Here is a 17829-nt window from a genome sequence, read left to right as displayed (position 1 = left end):
CGCCGGAAAGTTCGCCCTGACACGCCTGAACCAAGGGCTCCCAGCCCCATACGGCATGGCCTAGGACAATTCCGACAACTTCCCACAGCCAATGAGTACGCAAAATCAAGAAGCCATAACCCGGCAAAAAATCGGCAACTTGTAGTTGACTGCGTTACTTGCCAAATACCAACACCGGGTATGGACGAGCACTGTGCCCGCCCCCCGCCACCGTTAATAGCGCTGATTAAAATAAAAGGCTCAGCCATGACTCATTCCTTGAGATGAAAGTGATCTTTCAATTATCAGGGCTTGGATATTGATTAGAAGATACAGATCACAGACAAAAACCAGTTCAGTTGCTGAACGGGTTGTTTATCAGGGCAACGTTTGCGGGGTTTATCAGGTTCCATAACGCAACATCCCGCTTTCGCGGGCTGTTTTTAGTGCTGGCCTCAGGCGGGCTCGACCAGAAGCGCCACCCGCTCGCGACACGGACACTCGTCCATGTAACGGTGCGCCTCGACGAACTCGGCAAACGGGAAGACCCGGGTCTTGAGCGGCAGCAACACACGGTCGGCGGTCAATTGATTGATCTCGCGCAGGGCCCGTTGCAGCGCAGCCTGGTCCTGGACAATCCCCAGTTCCGGCTTGCCGGTGAAGTTACCGATGCAGTGCACGAAAAACTGAATGTTCTTCTGGAACGCCGCGCAGGCCGGGAATGGCGTCTGGTTGCCGCCTTGCAGGCCATACAGCACCAGACTGCCCCGTGGCGCCAGCACGTCGCCCAGCAGCGACATCTGTGGGCCACCCAGGCCGTCGAACACCACGTCCACGCCTCGATTGTCGGTGAGCTTGTTGATCTGCATGAGCAGGTCCTGCTCTTCGGTGACAATCACCTTCTCGGCACCCAGCGACAGCAGGTACTCACGTTCCTCGGCGGTCTTGGTCGCGGCAATCACCCGCACACCCAGGGCCTTGCCCAGTTGCACAAAGGACGGGCCGGCGCAGTGGCTGGCGTCAGTCACCAGGGCAAACTGCCCGGGTTTGACCCGCGCCAGATCGGCGTAGGCAAAATAGGCGATCAGCAGGGGCGTGTAATGCACCGAAGCCTCGATCGGGCTCAGGACATCGGGATAACGGGTCAGCGCCGAACGCGGCAGCACAATCTGCTCGCCGTACACCGGGTAGTCATTGGGGCTTTCAGCCGGGAAGCTGGCGACCTTGTCGCCAATCGCCAGGTCGTCCACGCCTTCACCCAGGGCCGTGACCACGCCCGCCATCTCATGCCCCAGCCCGGAGGGCAGTCGTGCATGGGAGGACGCCAGGTTCTGCCGCCAGAGGATGTCATACCAACTGACGCCTATCGCCTCGACACGCACCTGTACTTCACCGGGTGCAGGCAGAGCAGCCGCATGCTCTTCGCATTTGAGCACCTCGGCTGGACCAAACTTGTGAAAACGGATCGTGCGGGACATCGCAAACCTCGTCAAAGAAACCTCTAATGCCATGAACTTTATCCGGGCTTTCTGGCCAAGACCATCAGTGGCTATTAATAGTCGACATGCCTGTCATTGATTCCGCAGCTCCGGCAATCCGTCAATCCAATCTAGAAAACCGAACCAGCATTGTGGGAAAAATGAATTACTCGGTGCAGAGTAACAGCCTTTCCCCGTAAGATTCATGCCGGTCATTGTTCTCAAATGGCCGCTCTCGTCAAGTTTGCTGACTCTGCCAGGACTCCAGATGAATCGTAATGACCTGCGTCGTGTCGACCTGAACCTGTTGATCGTGTTTGAAACCCTGATGCACGAACGCAGCGTGACCCGTGCCGCCGAGAAGCTGTTCCTCGGCCAGCCGGCCATCAGCGCGGCCCTCTCACGCCTGCGGGGGCTGTTCGACGACCCCCTGTTCGTGCGCACCGGACGCAGCATGGAACCGACCGCCCGCGCGGTGGAAATCTTCGCCCTGCTCTCCCCGGCCCTGGACTCGATCTCGACGGCCGTCAGCCGCGCAGCCGAGTTCGACCCCGCCACCAGCACCACAGTATTTCGCATCGGCCTGTCGGATGACGTCGAATTTGCCCTGTTACCCATGCTGCTCAAGCGCCTGCGCGCCGAGGCCCCGGGAATTGTCCTGGTGGTACGCCGGGTCAATTACCTGCTGATGCCAAACCTGCTGGCCTCGGGGGAAATCTCCATTGGCGTCAGCTACACCACCGACCTGCCGGCCAATGCCAAGCGCAAAGTGCTGCGCCGCAGCCAGCCCAAACTGCTGCGCGCCGACACCGTCCCCGGGGCGCTGAGCCTGGACGACTTCTGCACCCGCCCCCATGCACTGGTGTCCTTTGCCGGCGACCTGAGCGGCTTCGTCGATGAAGAGCTGGAAAAGCAAGGTCGCAAACGCCACGTGGTACTCGCCGTGCCACAGTTCAACGGCCTCGGCACGCTGCTTGCCGGCACCGACATCCTCGCCACCGTTCCGGACTACACCGCCGAAGCCCTGACCGCCGCCGGCGGCCTGCGCGCCGAAAACCCACCCCTGCCAACCCGCACCTTCGAACTGCACATGGCCTGGCGCGGGTCCCAGGACAATGATCCGGGGGAGCGTTGGTTGCGGTCGCGGATTCAGATGTTTTTTGGGGACCCGGATAGCCTGTAGCAAAACGCCCCACACGACGTTCAGTTGTTCTTCAGCCCGGGCGGGCACCAGCCCATCGTGCAGTTGCTGCGGTCGAACTGTACCCGCCCTGTGCCCCTTGACCCGAGAGGGTCCAGCACCAACAACCGGCGGTGATCGCGGCAGGTTTTTTCATTGGTGCGCTTCGACCTTGATGGCCAAAACGCTGCAGGGCACCTGATACAGAACATGCTCCGTGGTACTGCCAAGCAGCTTGCCTACCCCTTGGTGATGGGTATTTCCCATGACGAAGACGTCCGCTCGGGTATGAGTCGCAAAGTCGACCATCGCTTTGGTGGGTGGCCCTGCAATGAAGTGTTGCCGCTCAGGGGGTACGCCGTAGCGTTCAGCCAAGGCAACGAAGCACTTTTCAAGGGAGCGGCGCACGTCGTTGCTAAAGCCGGGCATCGTCACGGCGCCAGCCCCTGCATCAGAGAAATGCGTGTGGGTCAGTTCATAGGCGTGCAGCATGTGCAACTCAGCCGCACATTGCGTCGCCAATTCGTTTGCCGCCTGAATGATGCTGTCGTTGATTGCGCTGACCTGCCCCTCTGGATGCGAGGGATCAACCGCCGCCACTATCACCCGAGGAAGCGGGCACCTGACTTCGCTGACCAGATGCACCGGGGTCGGGCATTCGCGCAACAACTGCCAATCCAAAGGCGTGACGAATACGCGTTTGAGCGCGGACTCATGATGTACGTCCTTGATCACTAGGTCCGGCTGCATTTGAGCCACATGCTCGAGGATCTCTTGCAGTGGGTCGCGGGTCAACGCAACCTCGGTGGTCACATTGATGCCCTTGCGGCGCATGAGTTCGGCCTCGTCCGTCAACCACTGCTGGTTCTCCTGCCGGCAACGTTCGCGAAGGTGTTCACTGTTGCTCATTAACCGCATCAGGTCGAAGTCTTCGATGAACACCGCGATATGCAGCGCCGCGCCAGTGGCTTCGGCCAGCGCGATTGCCCGCTCCATCGCTGGCGAGTGACGCATGGTGGGGCCTGCGATCAGAAAGAGTCGTTGATACTGCCTCATGTGGCACCTCAAAACGTTCTGGGTTAACCGCTAGCGCCCCCAGCACTTTCTTGTCCCACCCTTGGCGATCTCTTATCGCCTCAACTATCAGGATCGACACTATCAATATAGGCCAGCCTCACCGCTTTTGAACCGTTGCACCCATACTTCGGAAAAAACGAACAACTGGCCCCGAATAACCGAATTTTACTGATGCAACATGCCCTTTAGCATGACCCCATCCAGCCCATCGCTGTTTGATGCGCAGACAGCCATGCAGAGGGTCATCCAATGCCACGGTTTCGAGCTGATCGAGGGTTTGCACAATTGCCTCTGCAAGCGCCTGGCTCACAGCCTGAGTCATGGCGCCCGTGGGTGGTTAAATGACTGCCATCAGCGTCGGCCAGTCCTGGATGTGGGCCGCCTTCATCGGATTCGTTCTGGCCATGCTGGCGCTGGATCTTTTCGTCTTCGGCGGGCGCAAGGCCCATCGTGTTTCAGTGCGCGAAGCGTTGGCCTGGGTCATCGCCTGGACCAGCCTGGCGCTGCTCTTCGCCGCCCTGCTCTGGTGGTATCTGCGCAGCATGTTCGGCGTCGAAGTGGCCCAGCGTACAACGCTCGAATTCCTGACGGGCTACCTGATCGAGCAGTCGCTGTCGATCGACAACATGTTCGTGTTCGTGATGATCTTCGGCTACTTCGCCGTGCCGCCGGAGTTGCAGCGCCGCGTCCTGCTTTATGGCGTGCTCGGCGCCATCGTCATGCGCGCCGGCATGATTTTCGCCGGTGTCTGGCTGGTGCAGGAGTTTGCCTGGCTGCTGTATGTGTTTGGCGCTTTCCTCGCCATCACCGGCATCAAGATGCTGATCTTCGCCAACCAGCAACCAGACCTCGAAAAGAACCCGTTGCTGCGCTGGCTGCGTCGCCATCTGCGCATCACCGACACCTTTCACGGCGAGCGCTTCTTCGTGCGCCAGAACGGCCTGCGCTGGGCGACCCCGATGTTCCTGGTGCTGGTGCTGATCGAGGCCAGCGACCTGGTGTTCGCGGTCGACAGCATCCCGGCGATCTTCGCCGTCACCACCGACCCCTTCATCGTATTCACCTCCAACATCTTCGCCATCATGGGCCTGCGCGCACTGTATTTCCTGCTTGCCGACATGGCCTACCGCTTCCACTTGCTCAAATACGGCCTGGCCATCGTCCTGGTGTTCATCGGCACCAAGATGCTGATCGCGCCGTGGTGGCACGTACCGGTCCAGTGGTCGCTGACCACCGTCGGCGGCCTCATATTGAGTTCGGTGGTGTTGAGCCTGGCGTTGACCAAGGGCAAAACGCGGGTTGCGGGAGAGCAATGATGGGTTGGCGACAAGCACGGGCGATGCCGGTACCGACGCCAGGTATATTCCCCGGACGCTACCTGGTCAGTGCTGCTGTTCAGCGGCATCAGAACCTGTAGAATCCCACCGCCCCTCTCGCCCACCCCTGCCCTACGAGCATCGCCCATGAAAATGGCCGGCCACGAAAAATCTCTGATCGCCTGGGTACTGTATTTCAGTGTCCTGCTCGGTTCGCTGATGTGTGCGATGGGCCATGGCCAGATGGCAGGCTTGCGTCTGAGTGGTTTGGATGCCCAGTTCTGCTCGATGGACAGCAACGGCGCAGCGAAGATGAGTACCGATCTATCGGAACCTATGTTGCTGCCGGGAGCTGACTGCGCCATTGCCAGCCTGTTCAGCGCGATATTGCTCGCCGCATTTTTCAGCATGTTCGGGCGCCTGCCATGCGCCGCACAAAAGCACCCGAGCAAACAGATACTGTCCCGCTCACCGCGCCATCGCTGGCCGCTGATAAACCCCCGCGCCTCCCCCGATTCGATGCAAGTGCACTGAGAACGCTCCGGTTGATTGCCACGTTAATGGCGGTCTTCACGGGCTCATCGACTTCTAGCTAGGAAGCCTTGCATGTTTCGCTCTACCACTTTGGCGCTGCTTGTCAGCAGCGCAACCTGCGCGTGGGCGCAGGACGGCACCCTGACCCTGCCCACCAGCACTGTGAATGCCACAGCCGACAACCCCAAGCAGGCCACCGCCCTGGACCTCGACCAGGCCATCGAAAGCGGCTCACGCCTGAACCTCAGCGCTCGGGAAAACCCCGCCTCCGTTAGCGTGGCCGATCGCAAGACCATGGAGCGTATAGGCGCGCGAAACTTTCAGGACGTCGCCAATGCCTTGCCCGGCGTAAATGCCTCCGCACCACCAGGCTGGGGTGGCTACGTAGCGTACCGGGGCTTCAACGGCGCGCAGATCAGTCAGTTGTTCAACGGTATCAACCTGCAATATGGCGGTGCGGCACGCCCGGTCGGCGCATGGATCTATGACCGTGTCGAGCTGCTCGGTGGCCCTTCTTCGTTTCTCAACGGTAGCGGCGCTGTCGGCGGCAGCCTCAATGTCATCACCAAACTAGCCAACCGCGATGGGGATACATCCGAGGGGCGGGTCAGCTACGGACGCTACGACACCTGGGAAACGGCCGTCGGTTTCAACAAGGCGCTCAACAGCGGCGATGGCCCACGCCACTATGCACGGCTGGACTACAGCCGAACTAACACCAACGGCTACATCGATCGCCAGGAGAACGGCGCCGGCAACCTTGCCTTCTCCCTGCTCAGCGACATCAATGATCAGCTGTCCCACACCCTGGCCATCGAATACCTGCAAGAGCAGGAAGACAGTCCGTACTGGGGGACGCCTGTGCTACAGCCGCTGGTGGGCACCCTGCATATCGACAAGCACAACCGCTTCAACAACTACAACGTCGAAGACGGCCGCTACGAGCAGCGCACCCGCTGGCTGCGCTCGATCACCGACTATCGCTTCGATGACAACACCCAACTGCGCAACACCTTCTACCACTACAACGGCCAGCGCGATTACCGCAATCTGGAGGTGTACCGCTACAACGCCGACAACAGCGCCATCGCCCGCTCCGGCGGCTATCGCCAGCGCCACGACCAGCACGTCAACGGCGATCGCATAGAGCTGACCCACCAGAACCAACTGTTTGGCCTGGCCAGCGACTGGGCGTTCGGGCTGGATTACAACAGTAACCAGCAAACCAACTACCCACTGTCCAAGGGTGCCTTTGACACCGTCGATCCGAATGGCTTCGAGCCCGATCACTTCCTCGATATTCCGGGAATGGACGCACCGCGCAGTAAAGGTCGCAGCACTACGACCGATACTTCATCGGCCTTCGTCGAAAACCGCACTCGACTGACCGACCAACTGTCGCTGGTCTCCGCCTTGCGCTACGACCACATCGACTTCGACGTCGTCGACCATGTTGCTCGGACCCGGTTTGACCGCCGCTGGGATGCGTTCACCGGTCGCTTGGGCCTGGTATACGACCTGACGTCCGACATCAGCCTCTACACCCAATACAGCACCTCGGCCGAACCGCCTGGAGGCACCCTCACCAGTGCCTCGATCAGCCAGGTCGGCGACTTTGACCTGAGCACCGGCCGGCAGATCGAAGTGGGCAGCAAGCTCGACTTCCTCGATGGCCGAGGCTCGGCGACCGCCGCGGCCTATCGCATTGTGCGCAAGGACATCTCGGTGCCCTCCTCGACTGTGCCCAACACCACCGAACAGGCGGGTCAGCAGACGTCCACCGGGATCGAACTGGCGACCTCGTTCAAGGTCACGCCCACGCTGCTGGCAGCGGGTAATTTCAGTTGGGTGAATGCCGAATACGATGAGTTCAACGAAACCATCGGTGGCGTGGTGTATTCACGCAAAGGCAAGACCCCGGTGAACATCCCCGACCGCGTGGCCAACCTCTGGCTGACCTACGACCTGACCCCAGGCTGGCAGATCGGTGCCGACGCCCGCTACGTCGCCTCGGTCTACGCCAACACAGCCAACACCTCGTGGGTGCCTTCCTACACCGTCTATGGGCTGTCGATGACCCACGATCTGGACAAACAGGTGCAGCTCAGCGCACGCCTGCGCAACCTGACCGATGAGGTTTATGCCCGGTTCGTCCACCAGACCAACACCCAGTACTACCTGGGTGAGCCGCGCAGCCTGGAATTCGCCGTGCAGTGGCGCTACTTCTGAGCCTTTTCACCCCGTTCCAACGGCTGGCATCGGCTGGCCACGAGCACCACCCTTGCAACGCCTGCCGGTTGTGTCGCAAGACACAGGCAACAGGGAAGCGGGTAAGCCCCACAAGGGCGATTCCCGCGCTGCCCCCGCAACTGTGAGCGGCGAGTACGGGCGCGAAATGCCACGGGTCCCGACGGATCGGGAAGGCCTTAAGCAAACGCATCTCTGGGAGGGAGTAACGATGCATACCCGGAACGGTGTATTGCCTTCGCTCGGCAGCTGCTAAAGGTTTGTCTCCCGCAAACACAAAAACGCCCCGACAAGTCGGGGCGTTTTTTATCTCAACTGGCGTAGCCGCAAAACCCTACCAACTGGCAGGCAACCAACCCAGTGCCCCGCAGATGGCGTAGGCCATGCTGAGAAGGTACAGCACCACCACCGTGACCTGGATCAGCGGATGGGCAATCCAGCCGCATTGCCAGGCCGGGACGATGTCGCCGTTCTTGCGCGCAGAACGCAGCATCAGGATCGGCATGATCGACAGGATCACCCCGCTGAAAACCCCGGCGAAGTACAAGGCGCTGACGAAGCCGACCATACCGCTGTAGGCCAGGATAAACGGCGGCACACAGACAATGGCCAGGACCATCAGGCGGGTCTTGGGGTTGCTCTCCGAGCCCAGGCTCTGGAACTTGTCAAAAATGTTGGTCAGGAAGCTGCCACCCAGACCCCAGTAGGACGTCATCATCGCGCACAGGGCAAAGGTGTTGGCGGTGTAGAACGCCCACTGCCCCAGTGCCTGGCCCCAGGCCAGGGTCGCCACTTCGCTCTGGTTTTCCAGACCGGTCAGGGCGATCACCGACATCGGCACCATCGCCAGCAAAATAAAGGTAATCAGCATCCCGGTGATCACCGCCAGCGGCAGGCGCTTGGGCGCGTGGCTGAAGCCGCGAGCCATTTCCGGAACCACGTACTGGGCCGAGAAACAGAACACGGCAATGTTGAACACCGGGATCATGTAGATCCAATCGCCTTCCAGCAGGTTGGCAAACTGGGTGTTTTCATTGACCAGCGTGGCAATGACCAGCACCAGGGTCATGCTGAGCATGCCGATGCTGATGAACTTCTCACCCTTGCCGATGGCCTTCAGGCCCAGGAACAGCACCAACGCCGCAGGCAGGAAGAACAGCAAGCTGCCGAGTGCCGGGCTGATGCCGAAAAATTCGCTGAGCACCTTGCCGCTGCCGCTCATGTAGGCCACGAGCGCGCCGATGCTGTTGACCGCCACCGAGAGGAAGATCGCCCAGGCCCCGAAGGAGCCGACATAGCGTTGGGCCAGGCCACTCAATTGGTGGTGACGGCGGGTGCGCAAGGCGGTTTCCGAGACATACAGCATGGAGATGGTGGTGAAGATGCCGGCGACCGCCAGCCAGAACAGCAGCGGCATGTAGCCGGCCTTGCGGCTGGCGTAGGCCATCGACAGCACGCCAGCACCAATGTTGGTGCCGACAATCATTGCCACCGCCTCGACGAAGGTCAGGCGTTTGACTTCCAGCCCGGAAGACTCGGCATGGCTCGCCTCGTGTGGCTCGTCGGCCACGGCGTAAGGGGTCTTGCTCATGAACAATTCTCGCTATTTATAGTTATTGCAGAATCCACGCAGCGTTCGTCATCAAAGCACTGCATGCAGTAAAACCTTGAACGGCGCGCAAAATATCACACATGGTGTTCGGAATAACACTCATGAGCGCTTATTCATTGGTCTAAGATGCCCGGAATAGAGCAGCTTGTGCTTTCAGGGGGCTGGCCAGGGGCGGGATTGGCGGGTCCGGGGGCCCATCAATGATATTGATAGCAGCCTAACGAAAGCCTTAGCTCCAGATAAGGATCCGGAACACAGCGTCAGAAGTCAGCGGATAGCCTTGAATGTAGGCACTTGGGGACAGTTAAATTTTTTAGCCAAAAGAGTTGAATCGACCAAACACTTTGTAGGAATCCTCTCTCTCGACAAATGGAAAACGGATCGGAGATATCGGACAAGGCCGACTTAACAAGGCCTCTACAACCGCCAATAGTAACCCCTACCTTATGGATAACTTAATCTACAAAGGGGCCACCATGAACCACACTGATTTACTATCCCTAAAGACCAATCTGCGCGCGGCAGTCGCCGGCGACGCGTCAACATTGGATCGACTACAAGCTATCTGGAAAGAAATCCTCAGCCACCAGGCGATTTCGGCCGACAGCCATTTTTTTGAATGTGGCGCGACTTCCCTTTCGGTGATGATGCTGCTTGGCAGGATTTCCAACCTCTTCAATGTTGACCTGACCCCCAACGATATTTTCGACCATCCGATACTGGCTCAGCAGGCGGTGTTGCTCAACTGCAGCGCACGCCAGGATGGTGAAAACAGCCTAATGCGGGACGCCCATGCCTGGCGCATGCGCGAAGGTGAAGATACGCCCGGACTGGCTCAACGCGAGATCCTTGAAAAGCCCCCCGAAACCCCAGGCTATCTGGAAAATGTGGTGATGGCGTTTTACATTCGAGGCGAGTGTTCAGTCACCAGGGTGCGCGAAGCGTTCGGCGCCGTACTTGAACAGCAACCGGCATTACGTTGCAGTTTCGAACTCAACTCGCACGGCCAGTGGCGTCGATCACAACACGCCCTTGATGAGTTCCCATTGCCTTTTCACCCGATAAAACTGGCGCTTCAAAGCGACATCAGCCAAACCGTGGCCGATCTGATCGTTGAAGAATCATTGCTCGCTTTTGACCTGAGACATCCACCGTTGATGCGGGCAACCTACCTTGATTGCCAAGGGACAGATGACGTGCTGATCATCACTGCCCATCACATTGCATTCGATGGCTGGTCAGGTGCGGTACTGATGGACCAGCTTTGCGCGCACTATCAGTCGTTACTCGCTACCGGCGTGCCTGACGAAGCCAAACATTGCATGCAATACGCTGAATTTACTGATGCCCAACAGCAACGTTTGGCTGAAAACCTGCTGGATACACATAGCGCTTTTTGGCAAGAGACACTGAAGCAACTGCCTGAACCCTTTGCGTTGCGCGGCGCTATTGAGCGGCCTCAGCAATTTACCTATCGCAGTGCGGTCCTACCGCTCAACCTGGATGCGCAATACCCCGCAATCGCGCAATTGAGCAGCCGAACAGGCTTCAGCCTTTATACCGTTATCCTCACTGCGTTCCTGGTTTCTCTCGCCAGAAATACAGGCACGATCGACCTCTATGTACGCTCTCCTGTAGCCAACCGGACCGACGCAGCCCTGGAACCGGTGGTGGGGTATTTTGTTCACCCCATGGTGATTCGACCAAGGCTTTGCGAATGGTCACCTTCTCAGCGGCTGCTCGCGCAGGTCAATCGTTGTGTGTTGGATGCCTATCGCCATGCCATGCTGCCACCACCTATTTTTGAGGCCAACTGCTCGCCCCACTCTGTCGCTTACGGCTCCCGATTTCCTTACTGGTACAACCACCACAACTATCCCTCACGACAGCGCCGATTAGGCACGTCACAGCTCCACGGTATCGGGGTTCCGTCCAGCGGAATAAAGACTGATGTTTCGCTTAACACACTACGTACCGAAAGCGGATTGGTCGGTAGTCTTTCCTACTATCGTGACGCCATTCCTGACGATTGCGTGCACGCGCTGTTGGTCAGCTTCAAGCAGGCATTGGATGAGTTACTTGCCATAGGCAAGTGACAACACGGCCCGATCCATCTCGACTCAGCACATTCGAAGACTTGTTCGCAAAAGCCTTAGGCTAGAGGGCTGTCCCGAGGCTTATATCATTCCGAATGATAGTTACCTTTGCTTCATTCGATTCGTGAGATAGAGCCTCGCCGAGCATCATCCGCCCATCTCAATACATTGGCGGATCTATCCATGGAACAGTCTCTTAAACATTTGCGCTTGCCCCTGGCCGCCCTCACCGTGCTGGTGATGAGCGCCTGCGGCAAGACCCCGGACTCGGCCGCCGCCATGCCCGCCGCCAAGGTCAGCGTGGCCAAGGTGCTGGAACAACCGGTCAACGAGTGGGACGAGTTCACCGGGCGCCTGGAAGCGCCGGAAACCGTGGAGATCCGCCCAAGGGTGTCCGGCCAGATCGATGAGGTAGCGTTCACCGAAGGCGCCCTGGTGAAAAAGGGCGACCTGCTGTTCCAGATTGATCCGCGTCCGTTCCAGGCTGAGGTCCGCCGCCTCGAAGCCCTGGTTGCCCAAGGCCGCGCCAATGCCACCCGCAGTGAAAACGAAGCCCAACGCGGCGAGCGCCTGCGCACCAGCAACGCGATCTCGGCGGAACTCGCCGACTCGCGCACCAGCGCCGCCCAGGAAGCCCGGGCCGCCGTGGGCGCGATCCAGGCGCAGTTGGACCTGGCCCGGCTGAACCTGAGCTTCACCCGCGTCACCGCCCCCATCAGTGGCCGCGTCAGCCGCGCCGAAATCACCGCCGGCAACCTGGTGACCGCCGATGTCACGCCACTGACCAGCGTGGTTTCCACCGACAAGGTCTACGCCTACTTCGACGCCGATGAGCGGGTGTTCCTCAAGTACAGCCAGTTGGCTCGCCAAGGCCAGCGCGGCCAGAGCACCCCGGTGTACCTGGGCCTGTCCAACGAAGACGGTAACCCGCACCAGGGCCAGATGAACTTCATGGACAACCAGGTCAACCCCAAGACCGGCACCATTCGCGGTCGTGCGGTGTTCGACAACAGCAAGGGCGAATACACCCCCGGCCTCTACGCACGCCTGAAGCTGGTGGGCAGCGGTACCTACTCGGCGGTGCTGATCACCGACGAAGCGGTGGGAACCGACCTGGGCAAGAAGTTCGTGCTGGTCATGGATGGCGACAAGTCGGTGTACCGCGCCGTCGAGCTGGGTCCGAAGATCGAAGGCTTGCGCATCGTGCGCAGTGGCCTGAACAAGGACGACACGATCATCGTCAAGGGGTTGCAACGGGTGCGCCCAGGCTCGCCGGTCACCCCTGAAGTGGTGCAGATGGCCAGCCAGGAAACCCTTGCCGCCCTCGCCCAACAACGCCAGGCGCTTGAAGCCAGCAACCTGCCCCAAGTCGCACCTGCCAAGGGTGCGCCGGGTACGGCTGTCAAGCTCGCCGCTGCGACTCCACGCGGTTAAGGGATACACACGCCAATGAATTTTTCCCAGTTCTTCATTTCACGGCCGATCTTTGCCGCCGTGCTGTCGCTGCTGATCCTGATCGCCGGCAGCATCTCGCTGTTCCAGTTGCCGATCAGCGAATACCCGGAAGTGGTACCGCCGACCGTGGTGGTGCGCGCCAACTTCCCCGGCGCCAACCCCAAGGTCATCGGCGAAACCGTCGCAGCGCCCCTGGAGCAAGCCATCACGGGTGTCGAGAACATGCTGTACATGTCCTCGCAGTCCACCGCCGACGGCAAGATCACCCTGACCATCACCTTTGCCCTGGGCACCGACCTGGATAACGCCCAGGTGCAGGTGCAGAACCGCGTCACCCGTACCGAGCCCAAGCTGCCGGAAGAAGTGACCCGGATCGGCATCACGGTGGACAAGGCCTCGCCCGACCTGACCATGGTCGTGCACTTGACCTCCCCGGACAAACGCTACGACATGCTCTACCTGTCCAACTACGCCCTGCTCAACATCAAGGACGAGTTGGCGCGCCTGGGCGGTGTCGGTGACGTGCAGCTGTTCGGCATGGGTGATTACTCGCTGCGGGTCTGGCTCGATCCGAACAAGACCGCTTCGCGCAACCTGACGGCTACCGACGTGGTCACCGCGATTCGCGAACAGAACCGCCAGGTCGCCGCCGGTGCCCTGGGCGCGCCGCCCGCACCGAACGCCACCGCGTTCCAGCTCTCGGTCAACACCCAGGGGCGCCTGGTCTCTGAAGAAGAGTTCGAGAACATCATCATCCGCGCCGGCGACGACGGTGAAATCACCCGACTGAAGGACATCGCCCGGGTCGAGCTGGGCTCCAGCCAGTACGCCCTGCGCTCGCTGCTCAACAACGATCCGGCGGTGGCGATCCCGATCTTCCAGCGTCCGGGCTCCAACGCCATCGAAATCTCCAACCAGGTTCGCGAGAAAATGGCGGAGCTGAAGAAGAACTTCCCTGAAGGCATGGACTTCAGCATCGTCTATGACCCGACGATCTTCGTCCGTGGCTCCATCGAAGCGGTGGTGCACACCCTGTTCGAAGCGCTGATCCTTGTGGTGCTGGTGGTTATCCTGTTCCTGCAGACCTGGCGCGCCTCGATCATTCCGCTGGTGGCGGTACCGGTCTCGCTGATCGGCACGTTCGCCGTGATGCACCTGTTCGGCTTCTCCCTCAACGCGCTGTCGCTGTTCGGCCTGGTGCTGGCCATCGGTATCGTGGTCGACGACGCCATCGTGGTGGTGGAGAACGTCGAACGTAACATCGGCCTGGGGCTGACACCGGTGGAAGCCACCAAGCGCGCCATGCGCGAAGTGACCGGCCCGATCATTGCCACGGCACTGGTGCTGTGTGCGGTGTTTATCCCGGCCGCGTTCATCTCCGGCTTGACCGGGCAGTTCTACAAACAGTTCGCCCTGACCATTGCCATTTCGACCGTGATCTCGGCCTTCAACTCCCTGACCCTGTCGCCGGCCCTGGCCGCCGTGCTGCTCAAGAGTCATGACGCGCCGAAGGACCGCTTCTCGCGGGTCCTGGACTCGCTGTTCGGTGGCTGGTTGTTCCGTCCGTTCAACCGCTTCTTCGACCGCGCCAGCCATGGTTATGTCGGCACCGTGACCCGGGTCATCCGCAGCAGCGGGATTGCCCTGCTGCTGTACGCCGGGCTGATGGTGCTGACCTTCTTCGGTTTCTCCAACACCCCGACCGGCTTTGTCCCGGCCCAGGACAAGCAGTACCTGGTGGCCTTCGCCCAGTTGCCGGATGCGGCGAGCCTGGACCGCACCGAAGAAGTGATCAAGCGCATGTCCGACATGGCGCTCAAGCAGCCGGGCGTGGAAAGCGCGGTGGCCTTCCCGGGCCTGTCGATCAACGGCTTCACCAACAGCCCCAACGCCGGGATCGTGTTCGTCACCCTCAAGCCTTTCGATGAACGCAAGGACCCGAGCGAGTCCGCCGGGGCGATTGCCGGGGCGTTGAACGGCCAGTACGCCGACATCCAGGAAGCCTACATGGCGATCTTCCCACCGCCGCCGGTACAGGGCCTGGGCACCATTGGCGGGTTCCGCCTGCAGATCGAGGACCGCGGCAACCTGGGTTACGACGAGCTGTACAAAGAAACCATGAACATCATCAACAAGAGCCACAACGTGCCGGAGCTGGCTGGCCTGTTCACCAGCTACACCGTGAACGTGCCCCAGGTCGATGCCGCCATCGACCGGGAAAAAGCCAAGACCCATGGCGTGGCCGTCAGTGACATCTTCGACACCCTGCAGATCTACCTGGGTTCGCTGTATGCCAACGACTTCAACCGCTTCGGCCGCACCTATCAGGTCAACGTCCAGGCCGAGCAGCAGTTCCGCCTCGAACCGGACCAGATCGGCCAGCTGAAAGTGCGCAACAACAAAGGCGAGATGATCCCGCTGGCGACCTTCATCAAGGTCAGCGACACCTCGGGGCCGGACCGTGTGATGCACTACAACGGCTTCATCACCGCTGAAATCAACGGTGCCGCAGCTCCCGGCTACAGCTCCGGCCAGGCCGAACAGGCAATTGAAAAACTGCTCAAGGAAGAACTGCCCAACGGCATGACCTACGAGTGGACCGACCTGACCTACCAGCAGATTCTCTCGGGCAACACCGCGCTGTTCGTGTTCCCACTGTGTGTGCTGCTGGCGTTCCTGGTGCTGGCGGCGCAATACGAGAGCTGGAGCCTGCCCCTGGCGGTGATCCTGATCGTACCGATGACCCTGCTGTCGGCCATTACCGGGGTGATCCTGTCCGGTGGTGACAACAACATCTTCACCCAGATCGGCTTGATCGTACTGGTGGGCCTGGCGTGCAAGAACGCGATCCTGATCGTCGAGTTCGCCAAGGACAAGCAAGAGGAAGGCATGGACGCCCTCAGCGCGGTGCTGGAAGCCTGCCGCCTGCGTCTGCGGCCGATCCTGATGACCTCCTTCGCCTTCATCATGGGCGTGGTGCCCCTGGTCTTCTCCAGCGGTGCCGGTGCCGAAATGCGTCACGCCATGGGTGTGGCGGTGTTCTCCGGGATGCTTGGGGTGACCTTCTTCGGCCTGTTGCTGACGCCGGTGTTCTACGTATTGATTCGCCGCTATGTCGAGCGCGGTGAAGCGCGCAAAGCGGCCAAGGCCCTGCCACTGGAGGCACAACCATGAGCCTGAAAGTCTTCCTGCCGAGCTTGCTGGTGCTGGCCCTGAGTGCCTGCGCCGTCGGCCCGGACTACCAGACTCCAACGACGGAGGCGGCCCACATCACGGCCGCCACCGATGGCGCCCAGGGTCAGAAGAACTTCGACCGGGCCCGCTTCGAGGGTATCTGGTGGCAGCAGTTCGAGGACCCGATCCTCAACGAGCTGGTCAACACCTCGCTGCAAGGCAACCGGGAACTGCGGGTGGCATTTGACCGCCTGCGGGCCGCCCGAGCGTTTCGCGATGACGTCAGCAACGACGCCATGCCGGTGGTGACCAGCCGCGTCAGCAGTGACCTGGCCAAGGGGCAGATCCCCGGCCAGACCACCGACCGGGTCAGCAGCGAACGTTATGACCTGGGCCTGGACATGGCCTGGGAACTGGACCTGTTCGGACGTATCCAGCGCAACCTGGAAGCGGCCGACGCCGACACCCAGGTGGCCGCGGCGGACCTGTACCAGTTGCAAGTCACCCTGATTGCCGAACTGGTGGACGCCTACGGCCAACTGCGCGGTGCGCAATTGCGCGAGAAGATTGCCCTGGCCAACCTGGCGAACCAGCAGGAGTCGAGCAAGATCACCGTGACCCTGCGTGATGCCGGTGTCGGCGATCAATTGGACGTGGTGCGCGCCGATGCCCGCCTCGCGTCCGTGGAAGCCAGCGTGCCGCAATTGCAGGAAGTGCAGATCCGTCAGCGCAACCGCATTGCGACGTTGCTCGGTCAACGTCCGGACAAGCTCAGCGTCGACCTCAGCCCGGCCAGCCTGCCGGCCATTGCCAAGGCCTTGCCGATTGGCGACCCGGGGGAACTTTTGCAACGCCGGCCGGACATCCAGAGCGCCGAACGCAAGCTGGCAGCCGCCACCGCGCGCATCGGCGTGGCCAAGGCCGACCTGTTCCCGCGGGTCAGCCTCAGTGGCTTCCTCGGCTTTACCGCCGGGCGCGGCTCGCAGATCGGTTCATCGGCAGCCAATGCCTGGGCGCTGGGCCCCAGCATCACCTGGGCGGCCTTTGACCTGGGCAGCGTGCGCGCGCGTTTGCGGGCCGCCGATGCCAACGCCGACGGCGCCCTGGCCAGCTACGAACAGCAAGTGTTGCTGGCCCTGGAAGAATCGGAAAACGCCTTCTCTGACTACGGCAAACGCCAGCAGCGGCTGATTTCGCTGATTCGCCAAAGCGAATCGAGCCGGGCCGCCGCCGACCTTGCAGAGATTCGCTACCGCGAAGGCACCGTGGACTTCCTGGTGCTGCTGGACGCCCAACGCGAGCGCCTGGCAGCCGAAGATGCCCAGGCCCAGGCCGAAGTCGACCTGTACCGTGGCATCGTCGCCATTTACAAAGCCCTGGGTGGCGGTTGGCAACCACAAACCGTCGCCAGCAACTAAGCTTAAACGTGCTCCTTTGGTTGGCCGCAACCAACCAACTTTTAGCCCCGCGCCTCATTCGGTCGCGGGGCTTTTTTTGGCCTGGGGATTGGTTGAATCAAACACTGCGCAAGGCTTGAGGCCGTTTTCGCGAGTGGGCTCGCACAGTGAATCTGGCTGCCGGCAAATTTTGCGTATGGCCACCAAACCTGTGGGACTGGGTCGGCCTCATCGCGGCATAGGTATCTACACAACTTTGTAGCGGCCTCTGGGGTGTTGGATAT

Annotated in this window: 11 protein-coding genes and 1 riboswitch; of the genes, 8 read left to right on the top strand and 3 right to left on the bottom strand. The window is 60.6% G+C overall.

Going from position 1 to position 17829, the window contains the following annotated elements; genetic code table 11:
- Positions 1-434 precede the first annotated feature (434 nt).
- Positions 435-1457: a zinc-dependent alcohol dehydrogenase family protein gene (locus tag H7995_RS04400; protein WP_166591582.1), complete on the bottom strand. Its 1023-nt coding sequence runs from the start codon at positions 1455-1457 to the stop codon at positions 435-437.
- A gap of 268 nt (positions 1458-1725) precedes the next feature.
- Between H7995_RS04400 and H7995_RS04395 the strand changes: the two genes are divergently transcribed.
- Complete coding sequence (locus H7995_RS04395) at positions 1726-2640, top strand: LysR family transcriptional regulator (RefSeq protein ID WP_244647596.1); 915 nt, start codon at positions 1726-1728, stop codon at positions 2638-2640.
- Positions 2641-2790: 150 nt separating this feature from the next.
- Here the strand turns inward: H7995_RS04395 and H7995_RS04390 are convergent, their stop codons facing one another.
- On the bottom strand, positions 2791-3693 hold the full coding sequence (locus H7995_RS04390; protein ID WP_185818045.1) for a universal stress protein: 903 nt from the start codon (positions 3691-3693) through the stop codon (positions 2791-2793).
- Between the two features lie 362 nt (positions 3694-4055).
- On the opposite strand from H7995_RS04390, the gene H7995_RS04385 reads away from it, so the two are divergent.
- From H7995_RS04385 to H7995_RS04375, 3 genes are all read left to right on the top strand, one after another.
- Complete coding sequence (locus H7995_RS04385) at positions 4056-5030, top strand: TerC family protein (RefSeq protein ID WP_280516520.1); 975 nt, start codon at positions 4056-4058, stop codon at positions 5028-5030.
- A gap of 147 nt (positions 5031-5177) precedes the next feature.
- Complete coding sequence (locus H7995_RS04380) at positions 5178-5564, top strand: DUF2946 family protein (RefSeq protein WP_166591613.1); 387 nt, start codon at positions 5178-5180, stop codon at positions 5562-5564.
- A gap of 72 nt (positions 5565-5636) precedes the next feature.
- Positions 5637-7793: a TonB-dependent receptor gene (locus H7995_RS04375; protein ID WP_166591579.1), complete on the top strand. Its 2157-nt coding sequence runs from the start codon at positions 5637-5639 to the stop codon at positions 7791-7793.
- 48 nt (positions 7794-7841) lie between these two features.
- Positions 7842-8048: riboswitch (cobalamin riboswitch) on the top strand.
- A 97-nt stretch (positions 8049-8145) separates the two neighbouring features.
- On the opposite strand, the gene H7995_RS04370 is transcribed toward H7995_RS04375, so the two are convergent.
- Entirely contained in the window at positions 8146-9402 is a 1257-nt protein-coding gene (locus H7995_RS04370) for an aromatic amino acid transport family protein (protein WP_185818044.1), read from the bottom strand.
- A 497-nt stretch (positions 9403-9899) separates the two neighbouring features.
- Here H7995_RS04370 and H7995_RS04365 point away from each other — a divergent pair, with 497 nt between their 5' ends.
- The 4 genes from H7995_RS04365 (at position 9900) to H7995_RS04350 (ending at position 17566) form a co-directional block, all read left to right on the top strand.
- Positions 9900-11519: a condensation domain-containing protein gene (locus tag H7995_RS04365; RefSeq protein ID WP_166591577.1), complete on the top strand. Its 1620-nt coding sequence runs from the start codon at positions 9900-9902 to the stop codon at positions 11517-11519.
- A 183-nt stretch (positions 11520-11702) separates the two neighbouring features.
- Positions 11703-12953, top strand: a complete 1251-nt coding sequence (gene mexE / locus H7995_RS04360) for a multidrug efflux RND transporter periplasmic adaptor subunit MexE (RefSeq protein WP_185818043.1) — start codon at positions 11703-11705, stop codon at positions 12951-12953.
- A gap of 15 nt (positions 12954-12968) precedes the next feature.
- Complete coding sequence (locus H7995_RS04355) at positions 12969-16148, top strand: efflux RND transporter permease subunit (RefSeq protein WP_166591575.1); 3180 nt, start codon at positions 12969-12971, stop codon at positions 16146-16148.
- Complete coding sequence (locus tag H7995_RS04350; protein WP_185818042.1) at positions 16145-17566, top strand: efflux transporter outer membrane subunit; 1422 nt, start codon at positions 16145-16147, stop codon at positions 17564-17566. Before H7995_RS04355 ends, H7995_RS04350 begins: the two co-directional genes overlap by 4 nt.
- The last annotated feature ends 263 nt before the right edge of the window (positions 17567-17829 follow it).

It is taken from the genome of Pseudomonas kielensis, assembly GCF_014236655.1.
GTDB classification, from domain to species: Bacteria; Pseudomonadota; Gammaproteobacteria; order Pseudomonadales; family Pseudomonadaceae; genus Aquipseudomonas; species Aquipseudomonas kielensis.
Note: the sequence above shows the minus strand (reverse complement) of the source record. Positions and strands in the feature narration are given on the sequence as shown.

What these genes read in the sequence shown, in the direction of transcription:
- H7995_RS04400 (WP_166591582.1), bottom strand. Translation starts at nt 1,457, where the DNA reads ATGTCCCGCACGATCCGTTTTCACAAGTTTGGTCCAGCCGAGGTGCTC.
- H7995_RS04395 (WP_244647596.1), top strand. Translation starts at nt 1,726, where the DNA reads ATGAATCGTAATGACCTGCGTCGTGTCGACCTGAACCTGTTGATCGTG.
- H7995_RS04390 (WP_185818045.1), bottom strand. Translation starts at nt 3,693, where the DNA reads ATGAGGCAGTATCAACGACTCTTTCTGATCGCAGGCCCCACCATGCGT.
- H7995_RS04385 (WP_280516520.1), top strand. Translation starts at nt 4,056, where the DNA reads ATGACTGCCATCAGCGTCGGCCAGTCCTGGATGTGGGCCGCCTTCATC.
- H7995_RS04380 (WP_166591613.1), top strand. Translation starts at nt 5,178, where the DNA reads ATGAAAATGGCCGGCCACGAAAAATCTCTGATCGCCTGGGTACTGTAT.
- H7995_RS04375 (WP_166591579.1), top strand. Translation starts at nt 5,637, where the DNA reads ATGTTTCGCTCTACCACTTTGGCGCTGCTTGTCAGCAGCGCAACCTGC.
- H7995_RS04370 (WP_185818044.1), bottom strand. Translation starts at nt 9,402, where the DNA reads ATGAGCAAGACCCCTTACGCCGTGGCCGACGAGCCACACGAGGCGAGC.
- H7995_RS04365 (WP_166591577.1), top strand. Translation starts at nt 9,900, where the DNA reads ATGAACCACACTGATTTACTATCCCTAAAGACCAATCTGCGCGCGGCA.
- mexE (WP_185818043.1), top strand. Translation starts at nt 11,703, where the DNA reads ATGGAACAGTCTCTTAAACATTTGCGCTTGCCCCTGGCCGCCCTCACC.
- H7995_RS04355 (WP_166591575.1), top strand. Translation starts at nt 12,969, where the DNA reads ATGAATTTTTCCCAGTTCTTCATTTCACGGCCGATCTTTGCCGCCGTG.
- H7995_RS04350 (WP_185818042.1), top strand. Translation starts at nt 16,145, where the DNA reads ATGAGCCTGAAAGTCTTCCTGCCGAGCTTGCTGGTGCTGGCCCTGAGT.